This is a genomic window from Paracoccus sp. MA, from assembly GCF_020990385.1.
Taxonomy (GTDB): domain Bacteria; phylum Pseudomonadota; class Alphaproteobacteria; order Rhodobacterales; family Rhodobacteraceae; genus Paracoccus.
Genome location: NZ_CP087598.1, coordinates 243272 through 260279 on the forward strand (window position 1 = coordinate 243272; position 17008 = coordinate 260279).

The 17008-nt window shown below is 64.9% G+C and carries 21 protein-coding genes; 18 read left to right on the plus strand and 3 right to left on the minus strand.

Going from position 1 to position 17008, the window contains the following annotated elements; genetic code table 11:
- The first annotated feature begins 2 nt into the window (after positions 1–2).
- The 11 genes from LOS78_RS08235 to LOS78_RS08285 all read left to right on the plus strand — a co-directional run bounded on the left by LOS78_RS08235 (position 3) and on the right by LOS78_RS08285 (position 9509).
- Positions 3–422 carry a hydrogenase accessory protein gene (locus LOS78_RS08235; RefSeq protein WP_152367892.1) on the plus strand — a complete coding sequence of 140 codons (420 nt, stop codon included), beginning with the start codon at positions 3–5 and terminating at the stop codon, positions 420–422.
- A 12-nt stretch (positions 423–434) separates the two neighbouring features.
- The gene (locus tag LOS78_RS08240; RefSeq protein WP_230377922.1) at positions 435–1268 is read left to right on the plus strand and encodes a hydrogenase expression/formation protein; all 834 of its coding nucleotides are present in this window, start codon (positions 435–437) and stop codon (positions 1266–1268) included.
- Positions 1265–2128 carry a [NiFe]-hydrogenase assembly chaperone HybE gene (gene hybE / locus LOS78_RS08245; protein ID WP_230377923.1) on the plus strand — a complete coding sequence of 288 codons (864 nt, stop codon included), beginning with the start codon at positions 1265–1267 and terminating at the stop codon, positions 2126–2128. The genes LOS78_RS08240 and hybE overlap by 4 nt, the downstream gene beginning before the upstream one ends.
- Positions 2125–3027 (plus strand): hydrogenase expression/formation protein HupK, encoded by a 903-nt coding sequence (locus LOS78_RS08250; RefSeq protein WP_230377924.1) that lies wholly within the window; start codon positions 2125–2127, stop codon positions 3025–3027. Before hybE ends, LOS78_RS08250 begins: the two co-directional genes overlap by 4 nt.
- Entirely contained in the window at positions 3020–3361 is a 342-nt protein-coding gene (gene hypA, locus LOS78_RS08255; RefSeq protein WP_230377925.1) for a hydrogenase maturation nickel metallochaperone HypA, read from the plus strand. Before LOS78_RS08250 ends, hypA begins: the two co-directional genes overlap by 8 nt.
- On the plus strand, positions 3361–4284 hold the full coding sequence (hypB, locus tag LOS78_RS08260; RefSeq protein WP_152367888.1) for a hydrogenase nickel incorporation protein HypB: 924 nt from the start codon (positions 3361–3363) through the stop codon (positions 4282–4284). The genes hypA and hypB overlap by 1 nt, the downstream gene beginning before the upstream one ends.
- A 3-nt stretch (positions 4285–4287) precedes the next feature.
- A complete protein-coding gene (locus LOS78_RS08265) occupies positions 4288–5769 on the plus strand; it encodes a sigma-54 dependent transcriptional regulator (protein WP_230377926.1) in 1482 nt (493 codons plus the stop codon).
- A gap of 2 nt (positions 5770–5771) precedes the next feature.
- A complete protein-coding gene (gene hypC / locus LOS78_RS08270) occupies positions 5772–6056 on the plus strand; it encodes a HypC/HybG/HupF family hydrogenase formation chaperone (RefSeq protein WP_230377927.1) in 285 nt (94 codons plus the stop codon).
- Positions 6053–7189, plus strand: coding sequence for a hydrogenase formation protein HypD (hypD, locus tag LOS78_RS08275; RefSeq protein ID WP_230377928.1), 1137 nt, complete (start codon positions 6053–6055; stop codon positions 7187–7189). Before hypC ends, hypD begins: the two co-directional genes overlap by 4 nt.
- A gap of 15 nt (positions 7190–7204) precedes the next feature.
- Positions 7205–8260, plus strand: coding sequence for a hydrogenase expression/formation protein HypE (gene hypE, locus LOS78_RS08280; RefSeq protein ID WP_230377929.1), 1056 nt, complete (start codon positions 7205–7207; stop codon positions 8258–8260).
- 889 nt (positions 8261–9149) lie between these two features.
- Complete coding sequence (locus LOS78_RS08285) at positions 9150–9509, plus strand: helix-turn-helix domain-containing protein (protein ID WP_230377930.1); 360 nt, start codon at positions 9150–9152, stop codon at positions 9507–9509.
- Here the strand turns inward: LOS78_RS08285 and istB are convergent.
- The 3 genes from istB to LOS78_RS08300 all read right to left on the minus strand — a co-directional run bounded on the left by istB (position 9493) and on the right by LOS78_RS08300 (position 12007).
- Complete coding sequence (istB, locus tag LOS78_RS08290) at positions 9493–10221, minus strand: IS21-like element ISPkr1 family helper ATPase IstB (RefSeq protein WP_024843951.1); 729 nt, start codon at positions 10219–10221, stop codon at positions 9493–9495. The two genes, LOS78_RS08285 and istB, sit on opposite strands and share 17 nt — an antisense overlap.
- Positions 10151–11719, minus strand: a complete 1569-nt coding sequence (gene istA / locus LOS78_RS08295) for an IS21 family transposase (protein WP_230377931.1) — start codon at positions 11717–11719, stop codon at positions 10151–10153. Before istA ends, istB begins: the two co-directional genes overlap by 71 nt.
- Positions 11720–11800: 81 nt before the next feature.
- The gene (locus LOS78_RS08300; RefSeq protein WP_230377932.1) at positions 11801–12007 is read right to left on the minus strand and encodes a hypothetical protein; all 207 of its coding nucleotides are present in this window, start codon (positions 12005–12007) and stop codon (positions 11801–11803) included.
- A 1016-nt stretch (positions 12008–13023) separates the two neighbouring features.
- Between LOS78_RS08300 and LOS78_RS08305 the strand changes: the two genes are divergently transcribed.
- The 7 genes from LOS78_RS08305 to LOS78_RS08340 all read left to right on the plus strand — a co-directional run bounded on the left by LOS78_RS08305 (position 13024) and on the right by LOS78_RS08340 (position 16882).
- Complete coding sequence (locus LOS78_RS08305; RefSeq protein WP_152367797.1) at positions 13024–13527, plus strand: Hsp20 family protein; 504 nt, start codon at positions 13024–13026, stop codon at positions 13525–13527.
- 96 nt (positions 13528–13623) lie between these two features.
- Positions 13624–14148 (plus strand): Hsp20/alpha crystallin family protein, encoded by a 525-nt coding sequence (locus tag LOS78_RS08310; protein ID WP_152367796.1) that lies wholly within the window; start codon positions 13624–13626, stop codon positions 14146–14148.
- Between the two features lie 61 nt (positions 14149–14209).
- Positions 14210–14929, plus strand: a complete 720-nt coding sequence (locus LOS78_RS08315) for an NADH dehydrogenase ubiquinone Fe-S protein 4 (protein ID WP_152367795.1) — start codon at positions 14210–14212, stop codon at positions 14927–14929.
- 48 nt (positions 14930–14977) lie between these two features.
- Positions 14978–15181 carry a DNA-directed RNA polymerase subunit omega gene (locus LOS78_RS08320; RefSeq protein ID WP_218927436.1) on the plus strand — a complete coding sequence of 68 codons (204 nt, stop codon included), beginning with the start codon at positions 14978–14980 and terminating at the stop codon, positions 15179–15181.
- 25 nt (positions 15182–15206) lie between these two features.
- The gene (locus LOS78_RS08325; protein WP_179921960.1) at positions 15207–15581 is read left to right on the plus strand and encodes a hypothetical protein; all 375 of its coding nucleotides are present in this window, start codon (positions 15207–15209) and stop codon (positions 15579–15581) included.
- A 52-nt stretch (positions 15582–15633) separates the two neighbouring features.
- The gene (locus tag LOS78_RS08330) at positions 15634–15828 is read left to right on the plus strand and encodes a hypothetical protein (RefSeq protein WP_152367792.1); all 195 of its coding nucleotides are present in this window, start codon (positions 15634–15636) and stop codon (positions 15826–15828) included.
- Positions 15829–16045: 217 nt separating this feature from the next.
- The gene (locus LOS78_RS08340) at positions 16046–16882 is read left to right on the plus strand and encodes a class I mannose-6-phosphate isomerase (protein WP_179921958.1); all 837 of its coding nucleotides are present in this window, start codon (positions 16046–16048) and stop codon (positions 16880–16882) included.
- The last annotated feature ends 126 nt before the right edge of the window (positions 16883–17008 follow it).

The following is a 17008-nucleotide window of genomic DNA, read 5'->3' on the forward strand; positions in this document are numbered from 1 at the left end:
CCATGCATGACCATTCCCACGACATTCTGCACAGCCCCGGCGGGGGCGCCCTGCACCCGCTGCTGGCGCGGCTGGAGGCCGAATTCGGCTGGCCACGCCTGCATTCGTTGCATGACGTCGCAGAGTTTACCGCCCGCCCCGGTCTGCATTGCCTGTTCGTTCCGGGCGACCCCGCCCGCAATCTGGAGACGGTGGACGCGGCGGTGATCCTGCCGGAACTGCGCATGGCCTTTCAGAACGCCTTTGATTGCGCCGTGGTGGATGACGCCATCGAAGCAACGGTCCGCGAAACCCACAGGGCGCTGAAAACGCCGGGGTTTCTGTTCTTCCGCGATGCCTCTTATCTTGGCTCGATCGAGAAGATCCGCGACTGGGACGATTACATCGCCCGCACCAGCCACATCCTCTCGCTGCCGGGTTGAAAGGCAAAGACAATGGCCCAGAATTTTCACCTGCCCCCTGTTGGTTTCGGCCCCGGATCGCAGCCCGACGATGGCGAGGGGCTGGAGTGGCTGCCGCTGCCCTCCGGGATGCGCACCTATGACATGCATCTGCCCGAGGTCGGGAATGTCGCGCCTCTGGCGCCCGCGCTGGCGATGCTGGTCGAAATCGCCGCGGCCTGCGATCGTGTGGCCCAGGGGGCGGCGCCGGTGTCGTTCGATCTGTCCGCGCTGGATGTGGCCAACCGGGCGCTGATGGCGGAAACGCTGGGTCAGGGCGAGGTGTCGCTGCGCGCGCGCGGCGTGCCGGCGGTGGCCGTGCAGGAAAGCGTCTTTGCCGGGGTCTGGGTGCTGAAGGCCGAGGGGATCGACCGGGTCGAGGTCGCGCCCGTGCCGCAGCTTGCCCTGACGCGGGCGTTCCATGCGCAGCGCCCGGCGATCGGGGCTCTGGCCCCGCGCGCGCCGGGGGTGGTGAACGCCCCTGCCTTGCTGGCTGAACTGATGGACAAATCCCTGTCATGGCGCAGCCCCGGTGATCTGCATGTGGTGAACCTGACCCTGCTTCCGCATACCGAAGAGGATCTGCTCTGGCTCGATCAGGCTCTGGGCGAGGGGTCGGTGACCATCCTGTCGCGCGGCTATGGCAATTGCCGCATCACCGCGACCGCGCAGGATCGTCTGTGGCGGGTGCAGTTCTTCAACTCGATGGATGTGCTGATCCTCGATACCTTCGAGGTGACCGCCATGCCCGAGGTGGTGCTGGCCGCGTCCGAGGATCTGGCGGATAGCGCGGGCCGCATTCGTGAAGTGCTGGGGGCGATCCGATGAGCGTCGAGACCGCACGGGGCGGGTTCGAGGGGTCTTATCTGGGCGCCAATGATCGGATCAGCCCGCAGGCGATCATGGAATGCAAGATCTGCTGGACCAGCTATGACCCGGCCGAGGGGGATGAATACCGGCAGGTTCTGCCCGGCACGCCGTTCGCGGCCTTGCCCGCCGACTGGAAATGTCCCGGCTGCGACGCGCCGAAGGAACAGTTCATCGTGCGCGAGGATCCCGGCTCTGACGAGATGCGGATCGCGGCCGAGATCGAGCGGCGCTGCGCTCGGCTGGTCGCCGACTTCCGCGAGGTCTTCAACGCAAAGATGCGCGACGTGCCGATCATCAATCAGGCGCTGCATGTCGAGGCGCTGGCCTTTCGTCCCTGGCAGGGCGGCTTTCTGGGGGTGCTGATCGCGCCCTGGTTCATGAACCTGATCTGGCTGCCGGGCGAGGATCACGACTGGTCGGCCCTGAAGGCGGGCGAGAAAGAGGTGGTCGCCTTTCCCTCGGGCGAATATGAATTCATCCATAACAGCCGTGAGATGACCGGCCCTTACAAGGCCTGTTCGCTGTTCTCGCCGATGGCGGATTTCACCAGCCAGTTGCAGGCCGTCGAGGTCGCGCGCGCGGTGATGGTCGAGCTGTTCAAACCCGAAAACCGCGACGGGACCGACCGCGCCGCCGAGATTCGCGCCGCCCGCGAGGCCGAGCTTGCGCCGCCGCCCGAGGCCGCATCCGAGGCCGGACCGGCATCGGATGCACCGATCCCCGATCCGCGCCCCACGCGCCGGGCGCTGCTGACCGGCGGGCTGGCCGCTGCTCCGGCAGAGGGCGACGATCCGGAGATATCCGGGGGCGTGGAATGATCTCTGCCGCCGTCAGCTTTCGCCTTTTGCCCCGCGACGGAGGGCTTGCCCTTGCGCCGGGGGCGCAGGCGGGGCTGGCGGTGGATGCGCTGATGACGGGGCGCAGGGTGGATGAGGTCAGGCAGATGCTGCCTGCCCTGTTCGGCCTGTGCCGGTCCGTGCAGGAATGGGCTATGGCGCTGGCGCTTGGGCTGCCGCTGCCGCCCCTGGACGATCTGCGCCGCGACATGATCCGCGACCATCTGGCCAGGCTGTGCCTGCATCTGCCGCCGCAGCTTGGGCTTGCGCCCCTGGCGTTGCCGCAGGGCTGGCAGGCGGGGGGGCGCGCGCTGCGGGTGGCGCTTTTCGGGCAGGATGGCCTGCCCGGACCCGGTGATCTGGCCGCATGGAGCGCGGGCCCCGCGCCGTTTGCGCGCCTTGTCGCGGCGGTTCAGGGGCATTTCGCGCCGGGCGAGGCGGTCAGCGATCTGCCGGCGATGACGGATCCGTTCGGCGACGGCCCTGTCGAGAACAGCCTTGCCACACGCCATGCCGGACATCCGCTGCTGATGGCGGTGCGGGGCGCATATGGTCACGGGCCTCTGGTGCATCTGCTGGCCCGGCTGGTCGATCTCGACACCCTGTCGCGCGGGGCTTTCCCGCCGCCCCGCCGGATGGCACAAGGGGCGGCGCTGGTGCCCTGTTCGCGTGGTCTCTGCGCGCTTGAACTGCGCGCGGCCGGCGGCATCGTGACCCGCTTTTCGCGCCGCACGCCCACCGATCACCTGCTGATGTCGGGCGGGCTGCTGGCGGCCAGCCTTGCGACACTTCCGCCGCACAAGGCGGATCGGGCGCCTTTGCTTGCCATGATCCTTGATCCCTGTATCCCTCTGCATCTGGAGGCCGGACCCCATGCATGAGATGTCGCTTTGCGAAGGGATCCGCGGCATTATCGAGGATCAGGCCCGCCGCCACGGTTTTTCCCGCGTGACCCGGATGCGGCTGGAAATCGGGCGCTTTGCCGGGGTGGAAAAGGCCGCGCTGAGCTTTGCCTTTGACGTGGTCATGCGCGGCAGCCCGGCCGAGGGCGCGGCCCTGGAAATGATCGACCTGCCGGGCCGGGCAATGTGTTTCGACTGTGCCGAACAGGTGGAATTGGACGACCGCCTGTCGCCCTGCCCCCTCTGTGGCGGTGGCAGGCTGATGCCCGAGACGGGGGACGAAATGCGGATCAGGGATATGGAGGTGATCTGATGTGTGGGATTTGCGGTTGCGGCAGTACGGTGACGGTGGACGGGCGCGAGATCAGCCATGACGAGGCGCACCGGCTGCGCCTGGCCCATGAGCACGCGCAGGATCAGAGGCATGGCCACGGGCACAGCCATGCCGCGAATGGTCACGCGCATGACCATGGTTCCGGCGATCACCACCACCATCATCATCACGACCATGCGCCGGGCCATGGTCACCATCACGACTACGGCGCGGGCGCGGCGGGTCTGTCGGTGCCGGGCCTGACCCAGCAGCGGCTGATCGAAGTCGAGACCTCGCTTCTGGCCCGCAATGACGGGTTGGCTGCGGGCAACCGGCGGGTGCTTTCGGCGCTGCGAGCCTTTGCGGTCAACCTTGTCTCATCGCCCGGTTCGGGCAAGACCACGTTGCTGTGCCGGACCATCTCGATGCTGGAAGGCCAACCGCTGGCGGTGATCGAGGGCGACCAGCAGACCGAGAACGATGCCGACCGGATCCGCGCCACCGGCGCGCGGGCGGTGCAGGTCAATACCGGCAAGGGCTGCCATCTGGATGCGCAGATGGTGGGCGGTGCGATGGATGCGCTGCGGCTGGAACCGGCCTCGCTGCTGTTCATCGAAAATGTCGGCAATCTGGTCTGCCCCGCGGCTTTTGATCTGGGCGAGGATGCCAAGGTCGCGATCCTGTCGGTGACCGAGGGTGAAGACAAGCCCTTGAAATACCCGGATATGTTTACGGCCGCAAGGCTTGCCATCCTGAACAAGATCGACCTTGCCCCCCATTGCGATGCCGATCCCGAGGTCTATGAGGCCAATCTGCGGCGGGTGAACCCCGGCATAGACATCCTGCGCCTTTCGGCCCGCACCGGCGAGGGGATGCAGGCCTGGATCGACTGGCTGCGCGCCGGTCTGGCGACAAAGGCCTGAGCCATGCCCACGCCGCGCCCCTTTGTCCTGCTGGTGGATGACGAGCCGCATTCGCTTTCGGCGATGCGCATGGCGCTTGAGGATGAGTTTGAAATCCTGACCGCCCCGGATGCCGCCGCCGCCGCCCGGCTGATGGAGGAGGAATGGGTGCAGGTGGTGGTCTGCGACCAGCGGATGCCCGGCCAGACCGGGGTGGAGTTCCTGACCGGGCTGCGCGAGCGCTGGCCGGAAACGGTGCGGCTTCTGATAACCGGCTATACCGATCCCTCGGCCATCGTCGATGCGATCAATCTTGCCGGCATCCACCAGTTCATCGCCAAGCCCTGGCATCCCGACCAGTTGCTGATGGCGGTGCGCAATGCGGCGCAGCTCTTCCATCTTGCGCGCGAGAATGAACGTCTGGCGCTGGAGATGCGCCGTCTTGCCTCGACCTCCGAAACCCGGCTGGAAAAGCGCCGGCGGGCGCTGCGTCAGGGGCAGGGCTTCGACAGCGTGCTGCGTGCGCCCAACTCGCCCATGAACGCCACGGTTGATGCGGCGCGGCACTATGCGGCCTTCGATGTGCCGGTGCTGCTGACGGGCGAGCAGGGCACCGGCAAGGAGCAGCTTGCGCAAGCGATGCATCTGGCCTCGCTGAGGGCGGACCGGCCCTTTTACGCGCTGGACCTGACCGGAATGCCCGATGAGCTGGTCATGGTCGAACTGCTGGGCGCGCGGCGCGGGGCGGTGGCCGGGGGAACCAGCCGGATCGGCCTGATTCAAAAGGCGGATCGCGGGACGCTGTATCTGTCGGGGATCGAGACCATCCCGCCCGAATTGCAGCTTGTGCTTTTGCGCATCCTGTCCGGGCGCGGCTTCACGCCGGTCGGCGGGCAAGAGACGCTGACCAGCAATCTGCGCCTGATCGCCGGCGCCGGCACGGATTTGGCGGCTCTGGTGACCGAAGGGCGGTTTCGCGCCGACCTCTATTACGCTCTGGCGGTGGCCGAAATTGCGGTGCCGCCCCTGCGCGCGCGGCGCGGCGATATCGCCATGCTGGCCCAGCACATGCTGGCCGAGCTGGCGGCCCGTCATGGCAAGCTGGTGCATGGTTTTGACGGGCCCGCGCTGGAATTTCTGGAAAGTTACGACTGGCCCGGCAATCTGCGCGAATTGTCGAACGAGATCACCCGGATGCTGATCCTTGCGCAAGACAGCGTTCTGGGCGCCGATCTGATCTCTCGCCCGATCCTGCAGGGTCCGCCGGGTGAGGATGGCGCCGGCCGTCTGACCCAGGCGGTGCTTGCCGGCGCCGGCAGCCTGAAAGAGCGGGTCGAACTGATCGAAATGCGTATCTTGCGCGAGACGCTGACCCGCCATCGCTGGAACAAAAGCCGGGCGGCAGCCGAGCTGGGTGTGTCGCGGGTGGGCCTGCGCGCCAAGCTGGACCGCTATGGCGTCAAGGACCCGGCCGAGCGTCAGGCCACCCCGGAAGAGGAGGAATAGCCATGTGTCTGGGAATTCCCGGTCGCATCATCGCCATGACCGATCCCGCGCGGATGATGGCCATGGCCGAGGTCTCGGGCGTGCGCCGCGAGGTCAATATCGCCTGCGTGGCCGAGGGGCCGCCCGAGGGGCTGATCGACCGCTGGGTGCTGATCCATGTCGGTTTCGCCATGAGCCTGATCGACGAGGACGAGGCGGCGCGCACGCTGGCCGCGCTGCATGAACTGGGCGAGGCGCAGGAGGCGCTTGAGCAGATGGCCGAAGCCGACCGGGAGATGGCACGATGAAATTCGCTTCGGAATTCCGCGATCCCAAAGCGGCGCGCGCGCTGCTGGCCGCGATTGCCCGCCGCGCCGAGCAGATCGGCACCAGCCGCGAAAAGCCGGTGCATATCATGGAGATCTGCGGCGGCCACACTCATTCGATCTTTCGCTATGGTCTGGACAAACTGGTGCATGAAGGCGTGGAATTCATCCATGGCCCCGGCTGTCCGGTCTGCGTTCTGCCGCGTGCGCGGATCGACGAATGTATCGAGATCGCCAGGCGTCCGGGCGTGATCTTCACCACCTTTGGCGATGCGATGCGGGTGCCGGGCCGGTCGCAATCGCTGTTACAGGCGCGGGCGGCGGGGGCGGATATCCGCATGGTCTATTCGCCACTGGATGCCCTGGCTCTGGCCCGGAAATACCCCGAACGCGACGTGGTGTTCTTTGGTCTGGGCTTCGAGACGACGACCCCTTCGACCGCGCTGGCCATCCAGCAGGCCGCGCGGGAAGGGTTGGGCAATTTCAGCGTCTTCTGCAACCATATCACCGTGCCCGAACCCATCCACGCCCTGCTGAAGGATCCGCATATGGTGCTGGACGGGTTCATCGGGCCGGGTCATGTCTCGATGGTCATCGGCGTGCATCCCTATGATTTCATTGCCCGGGATTTCCAGAAACCGCTTGTCGTCGCAGGATTCGAGCCGACCGATCTTCTGCAATCGGTGCTGATGGTGCTGGACCAGATCGCCGAAGGGCGCGCCGAGGTCGAAAACCAATATGCCCGCGTGGTCCCCGAGGAGGGCAATCCGGTCAGTCTGGCCGCCATTGCCGATGTCTATGAACGGCGCCCCAGCTTTGAATGGCGCGGTCTGGGCGAGATCGACGCCAGCGGATTGCGCATCCGCCCGAAATACGCAGCCTTCGACGCCGAGGAAAAATTCGGCATCGGCTATGCAGTGGCGCGCAACCCGGCGCCGGAACCCGAGGGCTGCGCCTGTGGTGCGGTCATGACGGGGCGGCTCAAGCCGACAGCCTGCCCGCATTTCGGCAAGGGCTGCACGCCGGACATGCCGCTGGGGGCGCTGATGGTCAGCTCGGAAGGGGCTTGCGCGGCCTATTGGCAATATGGAGGCGCGCGGGTCGCGGCGGAATAGGAGGCGGGCCAGACCATGAACGCAATTGCTTTCGGAGCGCTGCGCGACAGCCATGTGACCCTGTCGCATGGCGGTGGCGGCAAGGCGATGGCCGATCTGATCGAGACCGTCTTTCTTCCCGCCTTCGGGCCCAGTTCGGGCGAGGATCAGGCGCGGCTGACGGCGGATGCGCTGTGTGAACCCGGTGCACGGCTGGCCTTGACCACCGACAGTTTCGTGGTCACGCCGCTGGAATTTCCCGGCGGCGATATCGGCAAGCTGGCGGTCTGCGGCACGGTGAACGATCTGGCCGTCGGCGGGGCGCGGCCGCTGTGGCTGTCGGCGGCGTTCATTCTCGAGGAAGGCTGCGAGATCGCGCTGTTGCAGCGCGTGGTCGCCTCGATGGCGCGCGAGGCGGCGCTTGCCGGGGTGCGGATCGTGACCGGCGACACCAAGGTCGTCGGGCGCGGATCGGCGGATGGGCTGTTCGTCACCACCTCGGGCGTCGGCGTGATCCCGGCAGGGCGCGATCTGGCTGCGGCGCGGATCAGGCCGGGCGATGTCGTGCTGGTCAATGGCGTGCTGGGCGATCATGGCGCGGCCATTCTGGCGGCGCGCGGCGATCTGGCGCTGTCGACGGATCTGGTCTCGGACTGTCAGGGGCTTGGGCATCTGATGGAGACGGTGCTGGCCGCCGCCCCCGGCACCCGCGCCGCCCGCGATGCGACCCGCGGAGGGCTTGCCGCGGCGCTGAATGAAATGGCGCTGGCGGCAGGATGCGGCATCGAGATCAGCGAAGAGGCGTTGCCCCTGCGCCCCGAGGTGCGCGGGGTCTGCGAAATTCTTGGCCTTGATCCGCTCTATCTTGCCAATGAGGGAACCCTGGTCCTGTTCGTGCCCGAGGCCGAGGCTGAGGCCGCGCTGACCGCGATGCGTTCCCGCCCCGAAGGGCAGGGCGCCGCAATCATCGGCCGCGCCGTCGCCGCATCCGAGGGGGGCGCCCATACGGCCCGTGTGCAGATGGTGACCTCCTTCGGCGGGCGCCGTATCGTCGACCGCCTCGTGGGTGAACAACTGCCGCGGATCTGCTGAAACGGGCCCTTGCCGCCTTTGCGTGGCCTCAGCGGTCCGGATGGGGAACAGCGAGCTTTTTTGTCATATTTGGCTGCTTTTGCACGGAGGAGAAAATCCTGCATCAACATAGGCGTAAACCTGCATCAACATAGGCGTAAAACCGTATGTCCTTCTTCGGCTGAACTGTGGCGGGTGGTCGCCCTGCATTGGCTGCTTTCAAAGAGAGCTACTCGATAGGCTCCGCCTCAAGCCAGGAGGATTAACCATGCAGGGGAATAGCGAACATTCCATCGGATTGAATGTTTCGAAGAATAACCACGTCATTGCAGTGGCCGGGGGTGGTCGGGGCGTGTATGGATGTATATGGCCCCCGCCTGATTGCAACGGTCTGGTTGGCTCTGGTTCAGAACTCGCCATTGCGGACGTATATCCGGCTTCTGTGAACGGCCCGATCCTTCGTCGCCGCGAGCCCCGATGGATTTCCGCGCGCTTCCTCCTCAATGCCCCCGTGACATCGGCCTCCGCCGTGCCGGTCCACACATCAGGTTCTGGAAGCGATGGGAGCGACTCTTTCACCATCTCCAGCCATGTTGCTGCAATGTTCCGTTAGCCTCCGTCCCGTGACGATCGCGCAGCCGGTTCAGCCAGCCGCGGCGACTTGCGCCGGTCGATAGTCTTCGTCACCTGCAAGAAGCGACCACACGACCCGGGCGTTCTTGTTCGCCAGTGCGCCCTGGCACGCGCCAGCTATGTGGCAAGCGCGCGCGCCATGGCGCACATCCTCACCAACTGGCCTGGTTTTGAACCGCCGCAATGGCCGACTTTTGCGCCGCCGTTGACAGGGTTCCATCATACAAGATTTTCTGCCATAATGGAAAAGTGATGATGGTCGCAAGGGCGCGAGGCAATGACGTTTAATCCTTCCTTATCGAGTGCGCTCGGAAGCAAGCTTTCACAACTTCGTCGCAAACGGGGTCTGACCCTTGATGGCCTGGCCGAACTCAGTCTGGTCAGCCGCGCAGCAATTTCAGCGCTCGAACAGGGTAATGGTAACCCACGTGTGCAAACCCTCTGGAATCTCGCTGATGCACTGGGGGTTAATTTCAGCACGTTGCTTGATTGTCAATCGGCACGCAACTTTGACCCCCTTTCGGCGCCCAATAATGACCCCGCTTGGTCAGCACGGGTAGCTGGCCCGATGCGGTGTAGCCTCCATACAGCGCAACCGGATCGGGCCAGCGGCGTCTCGGTCATTCCCGCGTCTTGAAGCGCCAGCTCTCGTTGCCGGTCTCGACGATGTCACAGTGATGGGTCAGTCGGTCGAGGAGCGCCGTTGTCATCTTCGCGTCTCCGAAGACGGTCGGCCATTCGCCGAAGTCGAGGTTCGTCGTCACGATGATCGAGGTGCGTTCGTAAAGGCGACTGATGAGGTGGAACAGGAGCTGGCCACCCGTCTGGGCGAACGGCAGATATCCCAACTCGTCGAGGATCAGGAAGTCGAGGCGGCACAGGAGATCCGCAGTGCGTCCCTGTCGGTCGGCGCGGGCTTCGGCGTCCAGCTTGTTCACCAGGTCCACGACGTTGAAGAAGCGGCCGCGCTTGCCACGGCGGATGCAGGCCCGGGCGATGCTGACGGCAAGGTGGGATTTGCCGGTCCCGGTGCCGCCGATGAGGACGACGTTACGCTGATGCTCGAGGAACTCTCCGGAGGCCAGATCGCGCACCAGCGTTTCGTTTACGGGCGTGTCTTCGAAGCTGAACTCGTCGACTTCCTTGGCCAAGGGCAGCTTGGCGATGGTCATCTGGTATTTGATCGAGCGAGCTTGTTTCTCGCTGATCTCGGCGTTCAGCAGGTCGCCCACGATTTGCTGCGGTTCGTGCTGTCGCTTCACCGCCGTGGCGATGATCTCATCGTAGGCGGCCTTCATGCCGTAGAGCTTCAACTGGCCCATCGCGTCCAGCACCTGTGATCTTTCCATGGCGGGGTCTCCTGAGGCTGTCGTAGCGTTTGCAGTCGGCCACGGGCTCGCAGGTCAGGCGCAACGCGTCCGGCGTGGCGATGGTCAACGGAGGTGGTGGCTCGCGATGTCGGGCCAGGATGTTCAGAACGACCGATGCCGCCGGGGCGCCTTCGGTCAGGGCCTCGACGCAGGCAGCCTCGACGGCTTCCAGTCCATCCGTTGGGATCATGCTCAGGATCTGGACCATCTGACGGTCACCGTTCGGCACGCGCCCCAGCTTACGCTGGACGCGTCGTATCGCCGGCGGCAGTTCCCATTCCTTGAAGGGAGCGCCGTTTCGAAGGGCGCCGGGCTTGCGGGCCAGCACCGGGATGTAGTGCAGCGGGTCATAGATGGCCTTGTCGCGCCCGAAGGCGCGGTCGTGCCGGCCGACGATCTTGCCGTCCTGCCAGACCTCGACCCGCTCGGCATAGGCGCGGATCTCGACCGGACGGCCGACGGCGCGACCATCGACCGAGTAGCGGTTCTTGTCGAACCTAACGAGGCAGGTCTTGGACACCGAGGCCGGCACGGCATGGAATCCGTCGAAAGGGCCGACGTAGGGCACCAGGCTCGCCCGCTCATCCTGGAACACGTCCCAGATTGTCCGATCACGCAATTCCTGGTGCGGATGGGCCTTGGCCCAGGCAATACAGCGATCCTGAAGCCAGGCGTTGAGTTCCGCGTAGCTCTTGAAGCGCGGCCGCGGCACGAAGAACCGCCGCCGGACAACGCCAACCTGGTTCTCTACTTGTCCCTTCTCCCAGCCGGACGCGGGGGTGCAGGCGACGGGATCGACAAGGTAGTGTCCGCACATCTGCTGGAACCGGCGATTATACGCGCGGTCGCGGCCGACGAAGATCGTGTCCACCGCCGTCTTCATGTTGTCGTAGATCCCACGCGCACAGGCGCTGCCGAAGAAGGCAAAGGCCTTGTCATGGGCATCGAACACCATTTCCTGCGTCTCTCGCGGGTAGGCCCGGACGAACAGCATCCGGCTATGACAAAGCCGGACGTGAGCCACCTTCACCGTGGTGGTCACGCCGTCGATCAGAACGACCTCGTGACTCCAGTCGAACTGGTAGGCTTCACCCGGATCGAAGCTCAGTGGCACATAGGCGGCGGCTGACGCTTCCTGCTCCGCCTGCGACCACGAAGCCGCATAGCGTCGGACCGCGTCGTAGCCGCCGTCATATCCGAGGGCCCTGAGCTCTTCGAAAATCCGGATGCGGGTCAGCCGCTCGCGCTTCGGCTTGCGCGCATTCGCCGCCAGCATCTCGTCGAGCTTGCCTTTCCAGGGACCGATCTTCGGCTGCGGTTGGACGGTTCGCTCGTAAGTCATCTCCGTTGCGCCGGACCGGATCACCTTCCGAACCGTGTTCCGCGATACCCGCAGCTCTCGGCAGATATGCTTGATCGACTTCTTGTCCTGGAAATACGCCCGGCGGATCTTCGCAATCGTCTCCACAACCAGCATCCCACACTGTGCCCCCCGATAGCCTCGGAGGCATCATGACCATCAGCGTAAGGGGGTCATTTTTGGAAGCCGATTACCCCGTTACGGGGTCAATTTTGCACGCCGGTTCACAGTCAGGATGAAATCGACCGAGTTCGCCTCCATGCCGGTCATCAGGCGGGTGCAGTCGCCGTTCAGGACGGTGTTGCGGGGCGTGGCGCGCGGGGCGGCCGGGGCGTCGCCGCGCGGCTGGCGGGGGTGGCTGGAACCGGAGGAAGCGGTGCTGGTGGTGTTGGTGAAGGTTGCCATCGTCGTGATCCTTTTTGCTCGACCGGACCGCGCCCGTCGCGGCCCCGATGGCGGTCGCAGGACCGGAGGCGATCGGCCTCGCACCCGGAACGGGCGCAGCGCAGCGCCCGACGGCCCATGGCCGGTTCTTTTTGCAGCGCAGCGGCCGCGAGGAGCCCGTTCGCGGGCGGGGAAAAAGGACCGGCGGGACGTTGCGTTCGGCGGATCGAGCCGCAGGCGGTCTTCGGTCAGACCAGCCAGTTCTTCGGGGCTGCGACGGGTGTGGTCCCGTGTCAGGCAATGAAGGAAGGATCGCGGCGGTGGTGACCGGCACCGGCCAGCCTCCGTGAATCAAGGTTTCCGGCCCCCGGCGGTTGCATCAGAGGCACAACCCGGCCTCTGCGATCAGCCCTAGCTAACCCGGATCGGCGATGCCCGGCCGGAGAAATGACCGGCATGGAAAGAACGAGGCGATTATCCTGACCCGCGGCGCATCACCCGCAGCGCGGCGCCAGGCAGAACCAGAGGCAGGACGACATTCTGCACCCTACAGGCTGTGTCGCCTTTGCCGAGGTGCATTCCGGCCAGTTCGGCGCCGAGGTCTCCTTCAATGTGGCTGGAACCTGGACCTGGGCAAGACCGCAGAAGGTAATGGGTTCGCGTTCGGCCTGTTCCCGGGATTTGCATGCGCGCAGATGACCCGGCGGTACCTTCCTGCGCAACGTGAACGGACAGATCACCAGAACCTGCCGCAATAGCCCTCCCGGATCATGATCGCGGCGAGATCCTGCCCGTCCGGCAAACGGCAGCTTCCGCTCTTGCGATTATTGCGACGCCCGTCACTCAAGGCGCAGATCCAGACGAGATTCGGGCTGAATGCAGAACACATTGATAGCGCACAAACCACGAGATTGTGTCTTGAACCCCGGAAGTTGCGTTCCAAATAAGATCGTGCGGATCGCCCTGCCGGGGGTCCTCCGCCGGAAATTCCGGTGAATTACCGACTTGTACCATGTTGCTCAATGGAGGATGTGGCTATGAGAACCACTTTTGATTTTACACCGCTGTTTCGGTCGAGCGTTGGCTTCGACCGGCTCCTGAACTCACTGGAGGCCGCCGCCCGCGCCGAATCTGCGGATAGCTGGCCCCCCTATGACATCGTTCGTGCCGACGAGGACCGCTACGGTATTACCATGGCGGTTGCCGGGTTCCGCGAAAGCGATCTGACGCTGACCCAGAACGGCAATGTGCTGGTCGTTGCCGGCAAAAAAGAGTCCGATGATAAGGCGCGATACCTGCATCGAGGCATCCCGGCGCGCAGTTTCGAGCGTCGTTTCGAACTGGCGGATCATGTCCGGGTCGAGAGCGCATCGCTGACCGATGGCCTGCTGGAGATTTCGCTGGTGCGCGAAATCCCTGAAGAGAAGAAGCCGCGCCGTATCGAGATTGTGCATGGCACATCTGCCGCAGCTTTGGCCAAGCAGGCCCGTATCCCGGCGGCGGAAACCGCCGAGCCGCAGCCCGAAACCGCCGCAGCCTGATCACCGGGCCATATCTGGCAGTCCCGAAACGCCGGGGCGTATCGGTCACACCGATGCGCCCTTTGGAGGGGTTATGCAAGAACAGGAGACACAGACATGAGCGTAAGAGATCTTATCCCACAGAACTGGACCCAAAATCTGCCGTGGTGGCGGGGTCGCAATACGCAGCCCGTCGAGGCGACGCCTGACCCCTTTGTCAGCTTCCTCCGGGAGGTGGATCGGCTGTTCGACGACTTTTTCCGCTCTTTCGCCACCCGCTCGCCGGTCCTCCCTGGTATCAGTGGCTGGCCGGGCACGAACTGGCCGAGCGTCGAGATTACCGAAACGGACAAGGCGATCAACATCAGTGCAGAGCTTCCCGGCCTTGAAGAAAAGGATGTCGAAGTCCTGCTCGAGGATGGTCTGCTGACACTGCGCGGCGAAAAGACCAGCACCACAGAGGACAGCGCGCGCCAGTTCTCCGAGCGGGTCTACGGCAGGTTCGAGCGGCGCATTCCGCTGCCCGCCGGCATCGATGAGGTTGCCGTTGAGGCGGCGTTCCGCAACGGCGTGCTGACCGTGACCCTGCCCAGGACTGAAACGGCCCAGGCGCAGGTCAAACGCATCCCGCTGAAAACCTGATCCTGGCGGGCTGGAGCGATCCGGCCCGCACCTCCCCTGTCAGAAAGCATCGGAGGATGAAATGGAACTTGCAAGAGGAGACCATATTTCCCCTGCCGCGCCCCGCATCTCGACGATTCTGCCACAAGGCAAGGGTGAAGCCACCTGGGATTCCAGCCTGCCCGCGAAGAGCGTTGCCCGGATATGGAAACCTGCCAGATCCGCGATGACATCCGGTCGCGCGCGCAGCAAGGACTGGCGTCTGCGGATCGAGCGTGCCTCCGTGCCGTCGATCGAGCCGCTGATGGGCTGGACCGCCGGTAAGGACACAGCCCATCAGGTCGAACTATCCTTCCCCAGCCTTGAAGCCGCGGTCCGGCATGCCGAACGGCTCGGCATCGCCTACGAGGTGCATCTGCCGCCGGGCGAGGCCGAGGCGCGCCAGCAGGCGCAGGCGCTCGAGCGTCAGCGCCACGCCCATGCCGCGCGTCTGCGGCGCTTTTCCGATCAGACGCTTGACCGGCTGGGCCTTGCGCAGCATCGGGACGCCTATCGTCGCGCGCTCGGAGCGCCAGTGGGCGACGCCGGGAAAGGAGCAACTCCGATGGAGGTGGCGCAGGATACCAGCCTGCCGCTTGAAACGCGCCGCTCGATCCTGATGAGCATCGCGTTCAACGAATATCTTCAGGATCTGGCGACCTCTGAGGGGATGCCCGAGCATCATCGCCAGTCGCGGCTGAGCGACGTCGAAACCGCATTGCGGGCACTCGAAGGCGCGCAACACGCGCAGCAGGTGGCCTGACAGAGGTGCGCGATGAACCCGCTTCTTCCCCTTGACTGTCAGGCCGCCATGCCAGACCGTTTCGGACTGGTTCTGGCCGCCGCTGCCCGCACCCGCGCCCTGCGCGAGGGCGCGGCGCCAAGACTGGGCGATGCCTCGAACAGCGCGACGGAAACCGCGCTCGCTGAAATTGCGGCCGGCGCCTTCGCGCCAGCAGAACTGAGCCCCTTCCTGCCGCCGTCAGAGCCGCGGCGGCTGGCGAAACCCACCTGACGATCAGATGAGAGGAGGTAAAACCATGGTTGCGAACTGGATTTCGGACCGTTGCCATACTGGTTACCGCATCGCCGCCGGGACCGTCATCGCTGCGGGCGTCCTGCTGGCTGCCCTGCCGCTGATGCTTTCGCTGCCCGCTGCGGCCCTCTGGAGCAGCGTCCTGTCAGGCGCCGCCCTTGTCGTGTTGGCCGCCTGGCTGCTGTGGTCGGGCGATCAGGTGGCTGACAGATTGCTGTTCCTGGCCGGTCTCTGGGTCGCCGTCAGCCCTTGGGCAACTGCCGTCGGCCTCGTAGTCTGGCTTGCCGCACTGCATGTGATTGGCGGCTTTGCCTTGGTCGCCTGGACCGGCGCGCGGCTCTGGTCCGCGCGCGGCAGGGGCGGCGCGCAGGCCGCCTGAACCGGTGCCGGCCCCGGTCTCCGGGGCCGGCCATTCATCGCAGGAGAGCCCGATGTCTTTGTCACTTACCGCCCGCAGCCGCTGGCTGCTCATGCTTGTTTTGTTGGTAACAGCGCTGTTTAGGCCGCTGCCGTCACGGGGCGAGTCGGCCTTAGCCTTCGACAACCGGGGCCTGCTGACGGAAGCCCCGATGCTGGAACGGGTGACACCTGCCATCGTCAATATCGCGACGCGAACCGAGACTTAGGTCAGCGCGAACCCGCTGCTAAACGACCCCTTCTTCCGCCGCTTTTTCGACCTGCCTCCCAGTCTGGCACCCGACACCGGAAGTCAGCCCCGGATGAGTGCGGGATCGGGTGTGATCGTCGATGCGGGCGCGGGCTATGTGCTGACCAATCTCCATGTCATCGCCAATGCCAGCGCAAACCTTTCAATCTGCCAACACCTTTCCGGAGACCCGGCCAATGCTGATCGAGATGCAACACGACAGGAAAGACTTCACCCGTGATACCGCTTATCCCCCGTTTTTGGCCGAGCCGCTGGTCCCCGATCATCGGTCCAAATCCCGGTGCGATGGCGTTCCGGCCCGGGGCCAAGTGCAACCGCTTGGTGAAATCGCCTTCGATGCGGCGGAGACCGGGATTATTGTCAAATGGATCAAGACCGACGAACCACTTCCCGTGCAGATCCATCCGCAACGTGGCGTGAGCCGAAAGCACAAGTGGTGGTATATTGCCGACGTTGGCCCCGGCGCATATTTCCATCTGGGCCTTAAACAGACCGCCACCTGTGACGAGATCCGGGAGGCTGCGCTTTCGGGTCGCCTGACGGACCTTCTGCGCCGGATCGAGCCGGCAATTGGCGACATGTTCTATGTCGAGGCTGGGACGATTCACGCCCTCGGCCCCGGTCTCACCCTGATCGAGATCCAGGAATCCCCGGGGACCACATTGCAGCTTTCACCGGATGGCGGCTCGCATGACCTGCATCTGGATCAGGCTCTGGAAGAGATGACCCTCAACCCCCAGCCTATCATGCCGTTTCCGGGTGAGGCCGCACCATTCCGCATCGTTCAGGAAATGCTCGCCCCCGAGCAGAGGGTCATGCTGATGGATCCGCTTGCTTGCGTCACGGTGGTCGAGGGCTCCGGCACGTTTGGAAACTACACTTACGGCCCTGGTCAATGCTGGCGGCTCAACGGGCCACTCCCGGTGCGGGCGACAGAGGCCACGATGCTAATCGTTGCCGAACCACATGTCCCTACGACCGACAGCGACAATCTGTGGAGAGCACGCCACTGAAAGAGATGCTCGATCGGCCATATCGCGCTAACCGGGAGCTTCCCGCCGCAACACCACGAGCGTTGAAGCGTAAGGCTGATTGGACGCCGATCGGGGGGCACGTTTGGATGCAGATTGACACACGAC